This window comes from Lactiplantibacillus songbeiensis (assembly GCF_005405125.1).
In the GTDB taxonomy this organism is placed as follows: Bacteria; Bacillota; Bacilli; order Lactobacillales; family Lactobacillaceae; genus Lactiplantibacillus; species Lactiplantibacillus songbeiensis.
The window spans coordinates 1-18,977 of the sequence record NZ_BJDL01000040.1; the positions used below are offsets into that span (position 1 = coordinate 1).

General features: G+C 45.9%; 16 protein-coding genes. 11 read left to right on the forward strand and 5 right to left on the reverse strand.

The window, feature by feature from the left end; all coding sequences use genetic code 11:
- Window positions 1-577: 577 nt before the first annotated feature.
- The 6 genes from treC to FFM77_RS13490 all read left to right on the forward strand — a co-directional run bounded on the left by treC (window position 578) and on the right by FFM77_RS13490 (window position 7,602).
- A complete protein-coding gene (treC, locus tag FFM77_RS13465; protein WP_137636291.1) occupies window positions 578-2,227 on the forward strand; it encodes an alpha,alpha-phosphotrehalase in 1,650 nt (549 codons plus the stop codon).
- A gap of 15 nt (window positions 2,228-2,242) precedes the next feature.
- Window positions 2,243-4,237 carry a PTS sugar transporter subunit IIABC gene (locus tag FFM77_RS13470; RefSeq protein ID WP_137636292.1) on the forward strand — a complete coding sequence of 665 codons (1,995 nt, stop codon included), beginning with the start codon at window positions 2,243-2,245 and terminating at the stop codon, window positions 4,235-4,237.
- 241 nt (window positions 4,238-4,478) lie between these two features.
- Window positions 4,479-5,336, forward strand: coding sequence for an SDR family oxidoreductase (locus tag FFM77_RS13475; protein WP_137636293.1), 858 nt, complete (start codon window positions 4,479-4,481; stop codon window positions 5,334-5,336).
- 97 nt (window positions 5,337-5,433) lie between these two features.
- Window positions 5,434-5,880: a MerR family transcriptional regulator gene (locus FFM77_RS13480; RefSeq protein WP_137636294.1), complete on the forward strand. Its 447-nt coding sequence runs from the start codon at window positions 5,434-5,436 to the stop codon at window positions 5,878-5,880.
- A 137-nt stretch (window positions 5,881-6,017) separates the two neighbouring features.
- Window positions 6,018-6,779: a DeoR/GlpR family DNA-binding transcription regulator gene (locus FFM77_RS13485; RefSeq protein WP_137636295.1), complete on the forward strand. Its 762-nt coding sequence runs from the start codon at window positions 6,018-6,020 to the stop codon at window positions 6,777-6,779.
- A gap of 1 nt (window position 6,780) precedes the next feature.
- Window positions 6,781-7,602, forward strand: a complete 822-nt coding sequence (locus tag FFM77_RS13490; protein WP_137636296.1) for a Cof-type HAD-IIB family hydrolase — start codon at window positions 6,781-6,783, stop codon at window positions 7,600-7,602.
- 369 nt (window positions 7,603-7,971) lie between these two features.
- On the opposite strand, the gene FFM77_RS13495 is transcribed toward FFM77_RS13490, so the two are convergent.
- Both FFM77_RS13495 and rlmD read right to left on the reverse strand, forming a co-directional pair.
- Complete coding sequence (locus FFM77_RS13495; protein WP_137636297.1) at window positions 7,972-8,409, reverse strand: hypothetical protein; 438 nt, start codon at window positions 8,407-8,409, stop codon at window positions 7,972-7,974.
- A gap of 29 nt (window positions 8,410-8,438) precedes the next feature.
- Window positions 8,439-9,884 carry a 23S rRNA (uracil(1939)-C(5))-methyltransferase RlmD gene (gene rlmD / locus FFM77_RS13500; RefSeq protein ID WP_137636298.1) on the reverse strand — a complete coding sequence of 482 codons (1,446 nt, stop codon included), beginning with the start codon at window positions 9,882-9,884 and terminating at the stop codon, window positions 8,439-8,441.
- A 600-nt stretch (window positions 9,885-10,484) separates the two neighbouring features.
- Between rlmD and FFM77_RS13505 the strand changes: the two genes are divergently transcribed.
- From FFM77_RS13505 to FFM77_RS13525, 5 genes are all read left to right on the forward strand, one after another.
- Window positions 10,485-11,129: an ABC transporter ATP-binding protein gene (locus tag FFM77_RS13505; protein ID WP_137636299.1), complete on the forward strand. Its 645-nt coding sequence runs from the start codon at window positions 10,485-10,487 to the stop codon at window positions 11,127-11,129.
- A 1-nt stretch (window position 11,130) separates the two neighbouring features.
- Window positions 11,131-11,886, forward strand: coding sequence for an ABC transporter permease (locus FFM77_RS13510; protein ID WP_137636300.1), 756 nt, complete (start codon window positions 11,131-11,133; stop codon window positions 11,884-11,886).
- A gap of 198 nt (window positions 11,887-12,084) precedes the next feature.
- Complete coding sequence (locus FFM77_RS13515) at window positions 12,085-13,167, forward strand: YdcF family protein (protein ID WP_137636301.1); 1,083 nt, start codon at window positions 12,085-12,087, stop codon at window positions 13,165-13,167.
- A 669-nt stretch (window positions 13,168-13,836) separates the two neighbouring features.
- Window positions 13,837-15,030 (forward strand): GGDEF domain-containing protein, encoded by a 1,194-nt coding sequence (locus tag FFM77_RS13520; protein WP_223876849.1) that lies wholly within the window; start codon window positions 13,837-13,839, stop codon window positions 15,028-15,030.
- 146 nt (window positions 15,031-15,176) lie between these two features.
- Window positions 15,177-16,355: a GGDEF domain-containing protein gene (locus FFM77_RS13525; protein WP_137636302.1), complete on the forward strand. Its 1,179-nt coding sequence runs from the start codon at window positions 15,177-15,179 to the stop codon at window positions 16,353-16,355.
- Between the two features lie 234 nt (window positions 16,356-16,589).
- Here the strand turns inward: FFM77_RS13525 and FFM77_RS13530 are convergent, their stop codons facing one another.
- The 3 genes from FFM77_RS13530 to FFM77_RS13540 are packed head-to-tail and all read right to left on the reverse strand — an operon-like array spanning window position 16,590 to window position 18,512.
- Window positions 16,590-17,576 carry a DUF4097 family beta strand repeat-containing protein gene (locus FFM77_RS13530; protein ID WP_137636303.1) on the reverse strand — a complete coding sequence of 329 codons (987 nt, stop codon included), beginning with the start codon at window positions 17,574-17,576 and terminating at the stop codon, window positions 16,590-16,592.
- Window positions 17,560-18,198, reverse strand: a complete 639-nt coding sequence (locus tag FFM77_RS13535) for a DUF1700 domain-containing protein (protein ID WP_137636304.1) — start codon at window positions 18,196-18,198, stop codon at window positions 17,560-17,562. Before FFM77_RS13535 ends, FFM77_RS13530 begins: the two co-directional genes overlap by 17 nt.
- Window positions 18,195-18,512, reverse strand: a complete 318-nt coding sequence (locus FFM77_RS13540) for a PadR family transcriptional regulator (RefSeq protein WP_137636305.1) — start codon at window positions 18,510-18,512, stop codon at window positions 18,195-18,197. Before FFM77_RS13540 ends, FFM77_RS13535 begins: the two co-directional genes overlap by 4 nt.
- Window positions 18,513-18,977: the final 465 nt, after the last annotated feature.

Genomic DNA, 18,977 nt, shown 5'->3' on the forward strand with positions numbered 1-18,977 from the left:
CTGAACGACTTATCACCAGTAGTGTTCGAACAACAAACTGTTAAATTATAAGTTCCAACTTTTGGGGTACGCCTCAGGCCCGGTCTTCAAAACTGACCTTGGCCTAAGTCCGAGCAGATCACTCGCACTAAGGCCAACGACACGGCTATTTTAGGAACCAACGGCTCGGCTAAATGACTGAACTGAAAATAATCAATCGTTAATTTGTTAATAGCCGTTAATTAACGTCGGGCGGGCCAGAATTGGCTCAGTGGTGTCGTTTATCTTAGTCGGTGGTTTTCCGACTTAGATAAAGCCCGGCTTTCGAGACCGCACTTTGGCTCGAAAACGTGGCCACCACGTTCCAGCCGATGCTGGCCCAACCAGAGTGGCAGGTTAAAAGCCAACTAACGTTAGGCAATTAACCTAATAAATTGGTTTGTTTAGTGTAGATATGAACGAACAAATTATTACCTTTTGTTTGACCGACTACTTGTAGCCGGTTATGATTGTCACAAGTAAATGAAAGCGGTTTATTTATCATGGCCGCTAAGTTGCAAGGTTAGGTTTAAGTCAGTCAGGTTTGGAGGGGACCGTGGTGCGACTTTCAAAAAAAGTAATTTATCAGATTTACCCGAAGTCATTTTATGACAGCGATGGGGATGGCATCGGGGATTTACGCGGCATCATTGAAAAGATTCCGTACTTAGCGCGCTTGAATATCGATATGATTTGGTTCAATCCGTTCTTTGTCTCGCCACAACATGACAATGGGTATGATATTGAGGATTACTATCAAATCGATCCGTTGTTTGGGACGATGGCCGATTTCGATGAGTTGGTGCAAGGATTACGGGCAGTTGGTATCGATGTGATGCTCGACATGGTTTTTAATCATACGTCAACTCAGCACGAGTGGTTCCAAAAAGCGTTAGCCGGTGATTCAACGTATCAGCACTATTATTATTTACGACCGGGTAAGGCGAATGGCGATCCACCGACTAATTGGCAATCGAAATTTGGTGGCTCGGCCTGGGCACCGTTTGGCGATACGGGTCAGTATTATTTACATTTATACGATCCGTCCCAAGCTGACTTGGATTGGCACAATCCAGCTGTCCGACAAGCGGCGGTCGATATTGTTAATTATTGGCAACAAAAAGGGGTCCGCGGCTTTCGCTTTGATGTGATCAATGTGATTGGCAAGGACCAGCAATTAGTGGATGCGCCACCTGAAACGAATAGCAAATTTTTATATACGGATCGCCCGATTGTGCATGACTATTTACGCGAGTTAAGTGCCGCTAGTTTTGGTCAGCATGCACATGATATTACGGTTGGCGAATTATCATCAGCGACTTTAGCCAATAGCGTGGCCTACACCAAGCCGGAAAATCACGAATTATCGATGGTCTTTAACTTTCATCATTTAAAGACTGATTATGACCATGGTAATAAGTGGACGGATCGCCCGTTTGATTTTATGGCGTTGAAGCAAATTATCAACGATTGGGCACAAGGAATGGCCGATTCTGGCGGTTGGCAAGCGTTATTTTGGAATAATCACGACCAACCGCGGGCCGTTAATCGGTTTGGTGATGTCGATCATTATCGCGTGAAGTCGGCAGAGATGTTGGCAACCGTGATGCATTTATTGCGGGGCACGCCATTTATCTATATGGGTGAAGAGATTGGCATGACTGACCCGCATTATCATCAGATTGATGACTATGTGGATGTTGAGTCGCATAACGCTTATCGTGCGTTGCGTGCGCAAGGTCATTCGGATCGAGCAGCTTTTCATTTGGTCCATGTGAAGTCTCGTGATAATTCACGGACACCGATGCAGTGGACGGATGAGCCTACGACGGCCGGATTTACGACTGGGACGCCGTGGTTGCGACCAACGACGCAAGCGACAATTAATGTCGCCGCTGAACTTGATCATGGTGAGATTTTTAATTATTATCAACGCTTAATTCAGTTACGGAAGACTTATGATGTGATTTCTGATGGGGATTATCAGCCATTATTGCTAGATCATCCCCAAGTGTTGGCTTATTTACGGGGGACTGACACCCAAGAATTAGCCGTTTTGAATAATTTTTATGGTCGTAAGACGACGGTTGAGATTCCAGCCGAATTTATCGGTGCCCGCGTGCTGATTTCAAATTATCAGCGGGAGGTCGCAGGCAATGCTGTTATCTTGCAACCATATCAATCAATTGCCTTATTACGCGACAAATAAAGGGGGAGCATCGCGATGAAACAAGTGCAATTATTATCACCCGTCACGGGCCAATTAATCGCCTTAAGTGACGTGCAAGATCCAGTCTTTTCACAAGGCATGATGGGCCAAGGCTTCGGCGTGGAACCGGACAATGGTCAAGTCGTCGCACCCGTTAGCGGGAAAATTACGATGGTAGCGGCAACGCTCCATGCGATTGGCTTTGCGACTAAAGATGGTTTGGAAGTTCTCGTTCATTTGGGGATTGATACGGTTGAATTGAAGGACAATCCACCATTCAAAATTAAGGTTCAAGTTGGCGACGAGGTTCAAGCCGGTGATGAGATTGGCCGCATGGACTTGGCGGCCATCAAAGCCGCTGGTAAGCAAAAGACGGTGATCTTAGCCGTGACGAACAGTGCCGATAAAGTGGATGCGATTACTGCTAAGATTGGGATTGTTAAAGCTGGGGCCGTTGGGGCCGATGTGGACTTGAAAGGTGCGCAAGCCGCTGCCAAACAACCAGTGGCGGTTAGTGGCAATAAGTACGATCAGTTAGCGACCCAAATCATTGAAAATATCGGTGGGGCGGACAACGTTAAGAGTGTGATTCATTGTATTACGCGGGTGCGTTTCTATCTGAAAGATGAAGCGCAAGCTAATGATGATACGATTCGCGACTTAAAAGGTGTGATCGACGTGGCTAAAGCCGGGGGCCAATATCAAGTGGTCATTGGTCCGGCCGTTAACGATGTCTATGATGCCGTGGTTAAACAACTTGGCCCAGGTTTCGGTGACGATGATGCGTCGATGGTCGCCATGGAAAAAGAAGCTAACAAGGCTGCTTGGAAAAAGATGACACCTTGGCAGAAGGTTAAACATGGTTTTAGCGCCTTGATCGGAGTCATTACCGGGTCCATGATTCCAGTGATTGGGTTGTTAGCCGCTTCTGGGATCTTAAAAGGGGTCTTAGCGTTACTGACGTCCTTCAAGATCGTGTCAGCGACCGCGCCGACCTACGTGATTATTAATGCGATGGGAGATTCAGTCTTCTACTTCCTACCAATCTTCGTTGGGTTCACAGCCGCGAAAAAGCTGGGCTCTGATCCAATTATCATGGGGATTGTCGGTGGGGTGCTGACGTATCCAGCCATTGTTGCAATTGCGTCAACTGGAAAGGTGACGAGTCATCTGCTCGGCATGGGCATTAACGCTGATTTCTTCGGTCTGCCAGTGCACGTGGCGTCTTACACCTACTCCATCTTCCCAATGATTGCAGGGGCTTGGTTAGCCAGCAAGTTGGAACCATGGCTCAAACGGGTGATTCCAACCGTCTTACGGATGATTTTTGTACCATTGCTTGAAGTGGTGATTATTTCTGGTGCAATCCTACTCTTCTTAGGCCCAATTATCACCGCTTTATCTGGCGCATTAGCTGCTGGGATTGTGAAAATCTACGAACTCAGTCCAGCGATTTCTGGATTGATTATTGGGGGCTTTTACCAAGTCTTGGTTATCTTCGGTTTACACTGGGCGATTATTCCAATTGTTGCCAACGATATTGCCACGACCGGTCACAGTTACTTGAACGCCATTGTTTCCGCAACTATGGTTGCCCAAGGTGGGGCGGTCTTAGCCATTGCGATGAAGTCCAAAGTTGCCAGCATGAAAGAATTAGCATGGCCAGCCACGATTTCAGCCTTTTGTGGGGTTACTGAACCGGCGATGTACGGGATTAACTTGAAGTATGGCCGGGCATTTATTACTGCCAGCATCGGGGGCGCCGTTGGGGGCTTCTTGACTGGTTTGATGAATGTTAACATGTGGGGCTTTGCTGGCTCACTAATTGGCTTTACGTCCTTCGTCAATCCTAAGGGGATCGACTTCAGTTTCTGGGGCTTCTTGATCGCCTCATTAGTTGATATTATTGTGGCCTTCACCTTAACGTACATGTTCGGCTTCTCGGACGCGGATGTTAAAAATGTGAAGACTGCACCGAAGAAGAAACATCTCGGTGAACAAGCTGCTTAAATAGTGAAGCTTGATTAAAGTCGCTGCCAATTGGTGGCGGCTTTTATTATGGCTTAAAATTGCCACTCTGGTTGGGCCAGAATCGGCTGGAACGTGGTGGCCGCGTTTGCGAGCCGAAGGGCGGTCTCGCAAGCCAGCCTAACCGGAGCGGAAAAAACTCACAGTGTGCGTTCCCTTGACAAAATCTCAATCACAAGGTTTAATGTAACTAATAAAGTTACAAGAGGGAGCGACTAATTAAATGAAAATTACCATTACCGGGGCGACTGGACATTTAGGGACTCAAATTGTTAAAGCGTTGACTAAGCTAGTACCAGCGCAAGCTTTGAATTTAGGCGTGCATACGCCAAGTAAAGCGGCTACGTTTGCGGAGCAAGGAATGACGGTTACAGTGATGGATTATTGTGATCAAGCGAGCTTACAGCCGGTGTTGGCGGATAGCGATGTCTTTATTTATGTGCCCAGTAAGAGCCATGATAGTTACAGTCGGGTCAGTGAATTTGAAAATGTGATTGCGGCGGCCGAAGCGAGTCGAGTTAAGCATATTTTAGTTATGGGTTTTATTGCGGACCAAGCGAATAATCCGTTTGCATTATCGGCCTTTTATGGGTATGTGCCACGGCGATTGGCAGCATCCAGCTTGCATTATACGATTATTCGCAATGCGTTGTATGCCGATCCATTGATCCCTTACTTACCAGAGTTAATTGAACGTCAAAACGTGATCTATCCAATGGGGGACCAAGCCTTGAGCTTTATCAGTCAAGCGGATAGTGCGGCAGCGTTTGCCAAAGTTGCCACGACCCCAGACCTGTTAGTTAATGGTCGGATTTATACGCTGACACAAAGCCGAGCGTATACGATGCCTGAATTGGCGGCGGTCTTAACGCAAGTTAGTGGTCATCAGATTGGTTATCAACCGGTAACTTTAGCCGAATTTGCGACGATGTATAATCAAGGTAATGAAGGCCACATGTTGGCGTCGATGTATGCTGGCGGGGCGTTAGGGTTGTTGTCAACGGTTAGTGATGATTTTGTCACGATTATGGGTCGTCCCGCCCAGTCATTACCAGACTTTTTACAAACTAACTTGGCTTAAGCCAGTGATTGCTTGAAAATTCAGGTCGTCTCGTACGCCCCTATCTTATTCCATGCTATAATTTAAAGGATAAATGATGTAGGAAGGGGGCACCAGGATGGCTGAAACAGCAACGGGGGATTTTCGGGAGCTATTTCATCGGGGCCAATTAACCATTGGTATTAGTGAACTTAGTAAAATGACTGGTGTCTCGCCACGGCAATTACGGTACTGGCAAAAAAAAGGATACATTATTCCGAAGAATCAGGATGAACCTGGTCGGGCGCGGATTTATACGTTGAAGATGGTCATTAAAGCAGCCGCGATGAGTAATCTGCTGCAAACGGGCTATACGTTAAAGGCGGCCGCCGCGCAAGTTGATGAACGGATGCGGCCCGCACAAACGATGTATCATGTTTTATTTGATCGGTATCAAGGCTTTCAAGTCAGTGACGATGGCGAGATTATTGTGGATTTAGGGACGTTTGACCCAGATCCCACTCAGGACTTATTTGCAAAATTAGTCGATGAACGACCGGTATTTATTTTAAAACCAAAAGCTTAAGTTTAAACCGATATTCGTGTGGATATCGGTTTTTTTATGGCTTAAACACTTATTTTTAAATTCAAAATACTTATAAATGCTTGAAAAACACTTAAATTCAAATTATACTGAATTCAAATAAAATAGGGGGCTTAGCGATGCAACCGAAACAACGACAGCAACACTTGCTAAATCTTTTAGATCAACGACGACAACTGAGTGTGGCGGATGTAAAGAGCCAATTGCACGTCTCCCGTGACACTGCGCGGCGTGATATTGTCGCGGTCACGCAACAAGGCTTAGCCCAACGAATTCATGGTGGGCTACAGGTTTTGAATTTCGGCGTCGGTATTCCTAGTTATCAAGACCGGTTACAACAGTTTACTGAGATTAAAACGGCACTGGCTAAACGGGTCTTACCACTGATTCAACCAGATCAATATTTGTTTATCGATGTTTCCACGACCTTACTTAAGTTGACACAACTATTAACGATGCCAGCAACGATTTATACGCATTCACTTGATAACGCGATTAGCTTGGCGACTAAACCGGCCATTGATTTGCATGTTTTAGGTGGTCAATTGAATCAGCATAACCGGTTTATGGCTGGGCGTGCCGGGCTAGCGGAATTACAGACGGTGGCATTTGATCAAGTGATCGTTGGCGCGGCGACGGTGACGGCACAGGGCCTATTTTATCGTGATGCGGCGGATGCGGCGTTGAAACGCCAAGTGCTCAGCCAAACCAAACGGGGAATCTTAGTGTGTGAACATCGCAAGTTTGGCCAAGCCGCTCATTATTGCGGCGGACGGTTAACACAAATACAGGTTGTGGTGACGGATGAGCCACTGACATCGACCGAACGCGCTTGGTTCGATCCGCAGACGACCTTGATTAGCTTAACGGAGGATAAGTAAAATGACGCAACCAAAATTAATTCTAAGTGATATTGATGGGACCTTGTTAACTGATGCCGCGGAGATTTTACCCGCCACGATTGCGGGTGTTCAAGCAGCCGTGCAACAGGGCGCGACAATGGTCTTGGCATCGGCCCGTTCACCAAAAGGCATGTGGGGACTAGCGCAGCAACTCGGTATTGATTCAACGATGATTGCTTATAATGGGGCCTTAACGGCTAAAACGACGGCGGATGATCAGTTACAAGTCTTTGAAGAACGGCCGATTAAACCAGCTTTAACACAACAAATTCAGGCGTTAGTCGCTGAGCAGTGGCCACAAGCTTCGATGAATATTTATAGTCGTAATCAATGGCTGGTTAGTCAGCTGGGAGCATGGGAACAACAAGAAGCGGCCGGAATTGGGTATCAGCCACGAGTCACGGACTTAGCCCCTTGGTTAGCGACAGCTGAGGCCCCGGTCCACAAAATGTTAGTGATGGCTGAGCCAAGTGTCATTACCGCCATTGACCAGCACTTACAGGCGCCGGCTTTTAACGGTATCGATGCGTATCGGTCGAAGGACACTTACTTGGAAATCGTGGCAGCCGGGGTGTCTAAAGCGGCGACCTTAAAGACATTGATCGCTGATGATCAACTATCGCCGGCTGATGCGATTGCGTTTGGCGATAACTTTAATGACTTAGCGATGTTAGAACTTGTTGGTGTCGGAGTCGCAATGGGCAACGCCCCCCGAGCCGTGCAACAAGGCGCTGATCTGGTAACGACTGACAATAATCATAATGGCATTCAACAAGTACTAAATCAGTATTTTAAGTCGTAAATGACGGTTAGTGTCAGGTTAAATACTGCGTACTGGTTGGTCTCTAAAATGCTGGAACGCCATGGCCATTTTGAAGCAAAAGCTTGATCTTCAAAACTGGGCTTGAACGAAAAATAATCAATCGTTAATATTTTTAATTCCCGTTATTTAACGCCGGGCGGGCCAGAATTGGCTCAGTGGTGTCGTTTATCTTAGTCGGTGATTTTCCGACTTAGATAAAGCCCGGCTTTCGAGACCATGCTGTGGCTCGAAAACGTGGCCACCACGTTCCGGCCGATTCTGGCCCAACCAGAGTGGCAAGTTAAACTAATACCAATAAAAAAGGTCATTACAAACATCCACAATAGATGCTTGTAATGACCTTTTAGATTAACGGAATTGAGTTAAAAGCCGTTGTGCCGCGCGACCATTAAACTGATTGGTTTGTAGTCGTTGGAAGACTTGCGTCACAATCTGACGAAGTTGATCATCAGTCAATCCTTGTTCAGCCAGGGTATTGATGACGACTTGCAATAAGTCTAACGGTAAAATTGGCCGTTTTTCAGGGAATTGATCGAAAAAGGCTTGTACGGCGTTATCATGCAATTGCCAATATAACGGATTTTGAACATCATCAAAAATCGTTAATAACTGGTCAAGAGCAGGTGATAACGGAATGTTTTTGGCAATTAAAGTGGTCAGCATCCCGTCACGGGCGGGAATTCGAACATCGGCCACATAATCTTTTAACAATAAAAAGTGCGTCTTGAACGGTGGTCGTAAGGTGAAGGTCATCGCTAAGGCAATCTGGCTATTCGACGCTGTCATTTAAAAACCTCCTCAGAAATAAACCGATATTAGTGACGTTTAGTGAACCGCACGACTGCTTCACAACGGGCGGTTTGTGGGAACATATCGATTGATTGAATATAGTCGACTTGGTAGCCACGGGTCAATTCACGCAGGTCTTGCGCTAAGGTCGATGGGTTACATGAGATGTAGACCAACTTTTCGGGCGCATTTTGTAAGATGGCATTGATCAAGACGTCATCTAGGCCGGTCCGTGGTGGATCAACGATCATGGCATCCGGATCAAAGCCGGTTGCTAACCATTGTGGCAATAGTGTTTCAGCTTCACCGACTTCGTATTTCGCATTGGTGATCCCATTGCGCTTGGCGTTTTCGTTGGCATCCATGACGGCGGCTGGAATCGTATCCATGCCACGCACTTCTTTGGCAACATCGGCTAAGGACAGTCCAATCGTCCCAACCCCAGAGTAGGCATCAATTAAGGTCTCATTAGGCGCTAAGTCCAGTGCTTCGCGGGCGAGGCGGTACAATTTCTTAGTCTGTTCGGGATTCAATTGGAAGAAGGCTCGGGCTGATAGGTCAAAAGCCAAGCCATCGAGTTCTTCGGTAATAGTTGGCTTACCAGCTAGTAAAGTCGTTTGGTCACCCCAGATTAAGGATGTTTTTTCAACATTCACGTTTTGCATGACGGAAACGACCATTGGTAACTTTTCGGCAATCTTCATGAGCAATTGATGCTTCTTCGGGAACTTGGGCGTATGCGTGATAAAGACCAGTTGGACTTCACCAGTGGCTGCGGCAGCCCGAACAACGACTGTTTTAACGATCCCAGAGTTGTGCTCCTCATCGTAGATTGGCACATGCAATTCTTCTAGCCATTGGACCACTTGGCGCATCACTTCCATCGTGACTGGCATTTGGACTGAGCAGGTCGGTAAGTCGACTAAATCATGACTATTTTCCTTATATAATCCAGCGGCAACGTGACCATCAATCATCCGCACTTGGAATTGCGCTTTATTGCGGTATTCATAAGGGTTGGTCATGCCGATCGTTGGCCGGACGTCATAATGTTGATAACCGGTTGGCCGATATTTCTCTAAGGCTTGGCGAATCAAGTCTTGTTTGAACTTGAGCTGGGCGGGGTAGTCGAGATGTTCGAGTTCGAAACCACCGACTTCGCCTGCGTAAGCATCGCGGGGGTCGACTCGATCAGGACTAGGCTTCCGCAACGTTCGGATCTTCGCTTCTAAGTAGCGGGGATGGACTGCTGTGACTTCAGCCACGACGACTTCTTCTGGCAAGGCGCCTTTGACAAACGTGATGACGTGTTTGTAGTAGCCGATGCCTTCGCCGTTAATTCCAAGGCGTTTGATCGTCAATGGAAAGCGCTGGCCAAGGGCAACGTCCGCTTGTACTTTTTCAGCAGGTTGGCGTTGTGATTGATAACGACCACCGCGCTGTTGATTTGGATAATGATTAGATTGTGTCATTTTAGTTTAACTAACCTCGTTTTCTGTGAACTGAGTTCAAACCATTATAGCATGGCGGCGACTGGCACGTCGCAACTATCATGGCGAATGCGGTCAGGCATTATCAATATAAGTAATAATATGCTTGGTGCTAGTTGAAATTGCCGCCTGCCGGTTGGTTCCTAAAATGCTGGAACGCCATGGGCCATTTTGAAGCCAAAGGGCGGTCTTCAAAATTGGCCTTGGCCTAAGTCCGAGCAGACCACTCGCACTAAGGCCAACGACACGGCTGAGCATTTTAGGAACCAACCTCTCGGCTAAATAACTGAACTGAAAACAGTCAATCGTTAATTTTTCTAATACCCGTTATTTAACGACGGGCGGTCCAGAATTGGCTCAGTGGTGTCGTTTACCTTGGTCGGCGATTTTCCGACTTAGATAAAGCCCGGCTTGGAAGACCGTTCTTTGGCTTCCAAACGTGGCCACCACGTTCCAGCCGATTCTGGGCCAACCAGAGTGGCAGTCTGATCCAACTAGCACCAAGCATAAGCGATAATAGTTCTAAACTAACTCGCTTTCATGATAAAATAAAAGCACTAAAATTCAATAGGGGATGTCGTGATGACCACATTAATGCGTCTGCAGCATGTTAATTATCAGGTCGGTGATAAGTTGATTTTAAATGATATTAATTTAGCCGTTCCAGCCCAAGCTCAGTTAACGGTAACCGGGCCATCTGGCGGTGGTAAAAGTACTTTGTTACGCTTGATGGCGGGGATGATTTCTAAAACTAGCGGTGACTTGCAATTTGATGGGCAACCGATTGAAAGCTATGAACCGACTTGGTATCGCCGACAAGTTTCGTATTGTTTTCAACAGCCGACGTTGTTTGGTAAGACGGTCGCCGATAATCTGGCCTTTCCGTACCAGATCCGCAAGCTGCCGATGGATCAACAACATGTTGAAGCAGCGTTGGATTACGTAGGACTATCTGCAAGTTTACTGACGGAAGCCATCGATGACCTGTCTGGTGGTGAACGGCAACGAGTGGCGTTAATTCGTAATATTTTATTCTTGCCTAAAATCTTGCTACTGGATGAAGTCACAGCAGGCTTAGATGCTGATAATAAGGCCATTATTCATCGTTGGTTGACTCATCTGAATCGCGACCGGCAAGTGACGACGATTATGATTACGCATGACGCGGAAGAAATTCAAGCGGCTCAACAACTGGTTCAGGTCATGAATGGCCAACTGGAGGTGTAGCATGAACTTAGCAGTGAACAACACATCGTTATTTTTAGCCGCGTTCTTAGTTTTAGTGGCTTTGACGATTAGCTTATGGCAGAAGTTGGGGCTGGACCGCGATATTGTGATTGGCGTCGTACGGGCGGTAATCCAGTTATTTGTAGTTGGGTACGTCTTGAAATATATTTTCCGTGTTAATCATTTCTGGCTGACACTGGCGATGATCATGTTCATCATTTTTAATGCCGCTTGGAATGCAAAAAAGCGCGGTGACGGGATTGATCATGCTTTGCCGATTTCGTTTGTGGTGATTTTTGTCAGCACTGGGGTGACCTTGGGGGTGCTAGTTTTATCAGGAGCTATCAGGTTTATCCCGTCACAGATGATTCCGATTTCGGGGATGATTGCGTCAAATGCGATGGTGGCGATTGGTTTGGCTTATCGGAGCTTGAAGACTCAATTCCATGACCAGCGCCAAGGTGTGTTGGAACGTTTGGCGTTAGGTGCTGGTTTGATGGACGCCTCGATTGCAATTGTTCGAGAAGCGATTCGAACCGGGATGGCGCCGACGATTGATTCAGCGAAAACAGTTGGATTAGTGAGTTTGCCAGGGATGATGTCTGGGCTGATCTTTGCTGGGGTTGATCCAGTCCGGGCCATTAAGTACCAGATTATGGTGACGTTTATGCTGATGTCAGCGACCAGTTTAGGGGCGATTATTGCGTGTTATTTAGCTTATCGCAACTTTTATAATGCCAAAAAGCAACTAAAATAGACAATTATGATGCTTGGGACTAGTTGGTTCAAATTGCCACTCTGTTTGGCCCATGGCGTTCCAGCGTTTTAGGAACCAACCGGCAGGCGGCAATTTCAACTAGTACCAAGCGTATATGGTTATATTAATTAGATGTGTCAGCGATGTCTAGCACGTGTTAATTATGCTATGATAGAAACTATTTTAGGGGGGCTGGCTTTGAATAATAGTGCAGTATGGGTGCCGATTCCAGCCGTGGCTTACTGGGCCTGGCTGGTACCAATCACGTTTGGTATCATCTTCGGTTGGCGGTATCAGCGTGATAAAGTTCGCTTAAGTAACGGTATTTGGTTTTCGCTATTTTTCTATTCATTGATGGCGTTACTGGCGATGACGATTTTAGGTACGAATAATCACCCGTTAATCATCATTAGTGTGGCGATTTTTGTGTTACTGATGATGGTGATTGGGTTGGTCTTTGCGCTACAAGCCTTTTTATTGTTATGGAATGCGTGGATTGTATGGAAACGTGAGAGCCATACGTTAGCGAATATGCTGACGTTATTTTTAGGCTTAGCCATTTTATTACTACCATTCTTTGCGAATCTGATCGGCAATTTGCCGAAACCAGTCAGCTATTTTATGACGACTTTTCCGACAATGGTCGTCTTGTACGTCGCTTTTTGGTTCTACAATTATTTGACGATGCTTGTGATTTATCAATTTAATTTTCCGCGCTATCGTCAAGATTACATTATCGTGCTGGGGGCCGGGTTGCTCAATGGCGATCAGGTGTCACCGTTGTTGGCTCAGCGAATTAATCGCGGTTTGAAATTTTATCAAAAGCAGCAGCGCAAAACTGGCCATTCGGCGATGATGATCTTTTCTGGAGGTCAAGGCGGCGATGAAACGATTCCTGAAGGTCAGGCGATGCTGCAATATGCCCAAGCGCATGGGTTACCGGCCGCAGCTGGTTGGGCTGAGACGAAGTCGACCACGACGTTGGAGAATATGCAGTTCAGCAAGCAACTCATTGACCAAGGCCCCGTTAAGCGGCCGCAAACTATTTTTGTCACGAATAACTATCATACCTTTCGTGCCGGCATGTTCGCTAAACAAGCCGGTCTTAAGGCGGATGGAATTGGGGCTCGGACAGCTCGGTTCTTCTTGCCGGATGCTATTATTCGGGAATATATTGCGATTTTCGCGCGGCATAAATGGTGGCATGCGGCGGCGATGGGCGCGTTATTGTTGTTATCGCTATTGTATGTTTGGTTAGATGTGTACCATGGTGCGATGTAGTTAAGCAGTGTTTGAAATCTGAATCCAAGGTGGTTAGCTATTTGGAGTTCAGATTTTTAGCACTGCTTTTTTGCTGACTGATAAGCGGGCTATTTAAGGATTGAAATAACTTGCAAAGATGTTTGGTGCTTATTGAAATTAGCTATCGGCTAAAAGACTAAGCTAAAAATAATCAATCGTTAATTTTTCAATCCCTGTTAGTTAACGCCGGGCGGGCCAGAATTGGCTCAGTGGTGTCGTTTATCTTGGTCGGTGATTTTCCGACTTAGATAAAGCCCGGCTTTCGAGACCACACTATGGCTCGAAAACGCGGCCACCACGTTCCAGCCGATTCTGGACCAACCAGAGTGACAATCTGAGCCCAAGCGGCTAGTTAGCGTCAATTTTTTTGCGACTACTTTTAGAACGTGAATAAGTCCGGATAGCTTGTGAACAGATTAAAAAAAGTTTTGACCGAGCTAAACGGTCAAAATAGAGATGATATTGAACAATTTAAAGTCTTGACTAGCAAGCGGTTTGATAACATTTGCGTGTAACATTTGATAATTAAATTTATCGAAAAGCGGGTTAATCCCCGGTCACCAGCGGAATTAGCCCTAACCATTTGACCCGTATTAATGGTAAGATAAAGTGAAAACGTTTGATGGCTTAATGGGTGGGGTGAGTAACATGCCAGTGATGGATTTAATCGAACAATTTATGGCCGATTTCATTAATATTCGAGCGGTGATTATTGCGTTGATTATGGTCGGTTTAATTACAAGTATGACGGCGATGACTTATATTTTGGAACAACGAGCGCTCAGGTTGCGTCGACCCAAATTTACCCATCTGATTCATGGCATTGAAGCTGCCAGTGTGATTGTTAGCATTGTCTTGCTACGACAAGTTTTCTGGGTGATAAACTCTGGTGATGTGTTGAGTTGGGGTTATGCAACGGCTCAATTGACCGTATTATTGTTCAGTTTATATATGATGCAAAATCTAGCTGTTGAGCTGGTTAATATTGCGATGCCAATCTTTTTCTATGGTCAAGGAATGTATATGGGGCGCGGTTGGCAGTATGTGACCGTGTTTATCAGTATGACGGTATTATTGACCGGGTCGATTATTTATATCAGTCATCATCGGGCTTCAGCGTTGAATGCGGAATGGAAATATCTAGCTTTGCAAGTGGTTTATGGTGGGACTTGGTGTTTCATTATTTGGTCAGTGCATCCATTTGATATGTGGTACACCTTGACTGTCCTAATTGTCTTTATTATTTATATGTTGGTCATTCGCTTCTTTGTCACCCGGGTCAGCAATTTTGTTGATCGGTTTACGCGCTTGGATCAAGCGGTCAATTATGATGAATTGACCGGGATTCGTAATCGGGCAAGCTTTGATACCGCGAGTGTCGATGTGTTCAGTTTCTACGAGAAGCATCCGAATGTGCCGATTACGATGGTGATGTTTGATATTGATCATTTCAAACGGTTTAACGATCAATATGGTCATATGACGGGCGATGCGGTGTTAAAACATGTCGCCCAGCATTTCCAGCACGAACTGTTTAAGCAGACTTCACGAGGTGAGCTGTTCCGGTATGGCGGTGAAGAATTTGTCATTATTTTCCGAGGCGTCGATGCGCAAAAAGCGCGGCAGATTGTCACCGCGATTCGCAACTCGCTCCAGGCGGAACCGTTAGTCTATAATGATCGTGCCTTGAACATTACCGTATCACTGGGTATTTCAGCCTTGAAAGCCCAAGATTCAGACTTTGATAGCTGGTTCAAACGCGTCGATCATTACTTATATCAATCAAAAGAAGCCGGTCGTAATCGATTAACGGTCGAGGGTGCAACGATGGCCTTGAAATAGTTGAAAGGTCTGCTGATTCGGACTCTTTTCAATCTTAATTAGTTGACCGAACTAATTAAAACTTCTATAAATGAGTCCGGCCATTAGCGTTAAATAATGGTATGCTTAAAAATGTTTTTAGAACGTGAGTGTAAGTAGGTGAATCCATGTACTTATTGGAAAATTTTTTAAGTGATATTTTTAATATTAAATCAATTATCATGGCGTTAATTACGGTAGGGTTAATTGCAATTATGATGGTCATGACTTATATGTTAGCTCAGCGCTCGACTAAATTACCTAAGACTTATCGGGTACTGGTGGATTTAGTCGAAGCCGGGGTGGTTATTGGCGGGGTAGCCTTATTGCGCCAGACCTTCTGGGTACTGAATTCGGGTAATGTTCTCAGTTGGGGTTATGCGATTGCCCAGCTGATGATCTTACTCTTTAGTTTGTATGCGATGCAAAACATTGCGGTGACTCTCGTCAATCTGGCGATGCCAATCTTCTTTTATGGTCAGGCACTGTATCTGGGTGCAAGCTGGCACTGGTGGTGGCTGTTTGCGCTAATGCTCATCGTGTTAGTTGGCGTGATCAGTTATATTAGTCATCATCAAGCGCTGGTTTTAAAGTCAGAATGGCGGTACTTAGTGTTACAACTCCTATATGGTTTAGCTTGGTGCTTGATCATTTGGTCAGTTCGGCCATTTCGGTTATTTTACATTATCAATGTGTTAGTGATCTTTATTATCTATATGTGGATTATTCGATTCTTTGTGACGCGGGTTAATCACGTGGTCAATCACTTTGCCAGCTTGGATCAAGCGGCCAATTATGATGAGTTGACCGGCGTTCGTAACCGCGCAAACTTTGATACGACAACGGTCGGGGTCTTTGGCGTTTATCAACGTCATCCGGCAATGCCGATTACGATGGCGATGTTTGATATTGATCATTTTAAGCACTTCAATGACGCCTATGGTCATCTGGCAGGTGATGCGGTGCTAAAGCATGTCGCGCAGCATTTTAATCAAGAACTGGTGCGGCAGACGAGTCATGGCGAGTTATTCCGCTACGGTGGTGAAGAATTTGTCATTATCTTTGAAAACACCGAACCCTTAGAGGCGCAACGGATTGTGACGGCAATTCGGGACACACTACAACATGAACCGGTTAATCTCAATGGTCAGAAGCTGAATGTCACGGTCTCCATCGGGATTTCAGCGTTACAACCATCTGATTTAAACTTTGATAGTTGGTTCAAGCGGGTCGATCATTATTTATACTTGGCTAAAGAAGCTGGCCGTGATCGGATTACAGTCGAAGGTGACACCCAGAAGTTATAATTATGCAACACAAAAGAACGTTCGCAACGGTTGTAAAATTGTTGTGAACGTTCTTTTGTGTTGCCTCTTTAAAAATCCATAGTACTAGTACTTAGTTGCCGGTTCCGATGATTGTGAGGATCGGCCTCAGCCTGAGAAGCGGTCTGTGGCTCGAAAACGTGGCCACCACGTTCCAGCCGATTCTGGGCCAACCAGAGTGGCAATTTAAGTCAACTAGCACTAAGCACAGTCCAGCTATTTAGAAGCGCTAACGGTGATGTTGCCATCTTCAGTTTTCAGCTGATATTGGACGGTGGCTTTAGGGCGGTAAGTCATCTGCTGTTGATCTCCACCGCTGCGTTTTTGATTGAAGACATTGAGCGTACCGTCACTCGTGCTAGCTCGAATCCCGGTCTGACGGGTAGTCTGGACATGGAGATTACCATCGCTAGTTGTGGCGGTGAGCAGCTTAGTCAGTTGGTTATTATCAAGGGTGATATTCCCATCAGTTGTCGCGATTTTGGCCTGCTTAAATTGGTTATGGTGGACGTTCAAGTTACCCGTCGTAGTCTTCAGCTTGGCTTGCTTGAAGGTTGAGTGGGACAGGGTGATATTGCCATCACTAGTGTCGATTGTTGATGGCCCCTTGGCAAACTGACTGTGGGCGACATTCACGTTAGCGGCACTGGTACTCAACTTTAATTGTGGCGCGGTGACTTGATTGAGCTGCACATCATCCGCCGATAAAACGAGTGGTTTTGTCGTGGTGACTTGATCTAGGCTAGCGTGACCAGTCCTTGTCAGCTGTAACTGTTGAACGTTAAGGTTTCTTAACTGCAAGTCGGTTCGGGCCGAAGTTGTTTTGATACGTGTTAATGTAGTCCTATTCGGCACGGTGATTTCAATCCGATTGGTATTGTCACTAAGCATAAAACCAACCATTTCTGGGGCCTGTGGTGAGTTGATCGTCATGTGGCCGTTCGTATTGGTAACGGTTGGCCGTACGCCGGCCGTAATGACTTTAATGCTGGCAGTGTTACCGCGGACCACGACGACGTCCGCGTCGGCACCTAAAGTTAATGACTTGATCTTATTTGGATGATACGTTTTGTGATATTGTTGCATGACATGGAACCCTTTATCCCAATAAACGGATTGAATCCCATTGTTTGCAATGCCAAAGATTGCGAGAATCAGGCCGAGAATTAAGAAAATCACGCCTAATTTAACGGTTTTTTTCATGATGACGACCTCCAATTTCTGCCCGATTGCGTTTAACGAAGCGATGATAGAGTCGTTGGGTAATCGTGGCCACGCCTTGAATAAGCAAGCCAACGAACCAAACAACTAGTGGGAGAATTAATAATTCAATCCCGATAGTGGCGAGCCCGGCACCTAAGTAAAATAAACTGACCCATAATGATTGCGTGAATAAGCCGACCCCGGTAGTGATCGCAATCAATGCCATGATGGTGACTGCGGCAATAATGGCTAAGACTGCAAAGCCAATGGCGATTACAGCCACAAATAAGGCAAACATCACGGCCAAAATGGCGATCAAGGCGGGGATGGTAATTGGTGTGGATAAAATTGCCAGGCCCACAAGCCAAATGCTGCGAACATTCGCTTTGGAGCGTTGCTGATGGGTTGAGTTTGCATTTAGATTCTCATTAAAGCGAATCGAATAGTCAGCCAGAATCTTGCGGGCTAACTGTTTGGGTGTGCCCAATTCGGCGACACAGCCCTCAAAAGAATCAATGCCGGCGTCGAGTAAATATTCACGATAAAATTCTAAGACTTCATCGCGTTCATCTGATTGTAATTGCACGAGTAGGGCGGCAAATTTATCTAAGTAGTCTGTCATGATGGTACGTCCCCCTTTAATAACGTATTAATAGCTTGAAAATAAGTCTGCCAATCGTGTTGCACATTGGTCAACTGTTCAGTACCGGCCGCGGTTAGTTGGTAATAACGGCGATTGCGGCCTTGATAGGCTTGGTCGTAAGTTGTGACCCAGCCGTTCTTTTTTAACCGGCGTAAGACCGGATAAAGCGTGGATTCCGAAACGGAAATGGATGCTTGCAACTTTTGTGTGAGCGCATAACCGTAATAATCTTCCGTTTGCAGCAGTGCTAACACGCAACCGTCAAGCAATTCTGAGCTGATTTGAATGGCCATCACTATTCCTCCTGTCATATTATACGTCATATAGTATTGTATGGACTAAAGTATAATAAGTTTATTAATGAATGTCAATTTATATATTAATGTGTTTAGTACTAGTTGGCTTAACTTGCCACTCTGGTTGGGCCAGAATCGGCTGGAACGTGGTGGCCGCGTTTTCGAGCCACAGTACGGTCTCGAAAGCCGGGCTTTATCTAAGTCGGAAAATCACCGACTAAGATAAACGACACCACTGAGCCAATTCTGGTCCGCCCGGCGTTAGTTAACGGGAATTAATGATTATCTATTATCGACCTCAAATTTAGCCGAGAGGTTGGTTCCTAAAATGCTCAGCCGTGTCGTTGGCCTTAGTGCGAGTGATATGCTCGGACTTAGGCCAAGGCCAGTTTTGAAGACCGGGCTTGAGGCGTACCCCAAAAGTTGGAACTTATAATTTAACAGTTTGTTGTTCGAACACTA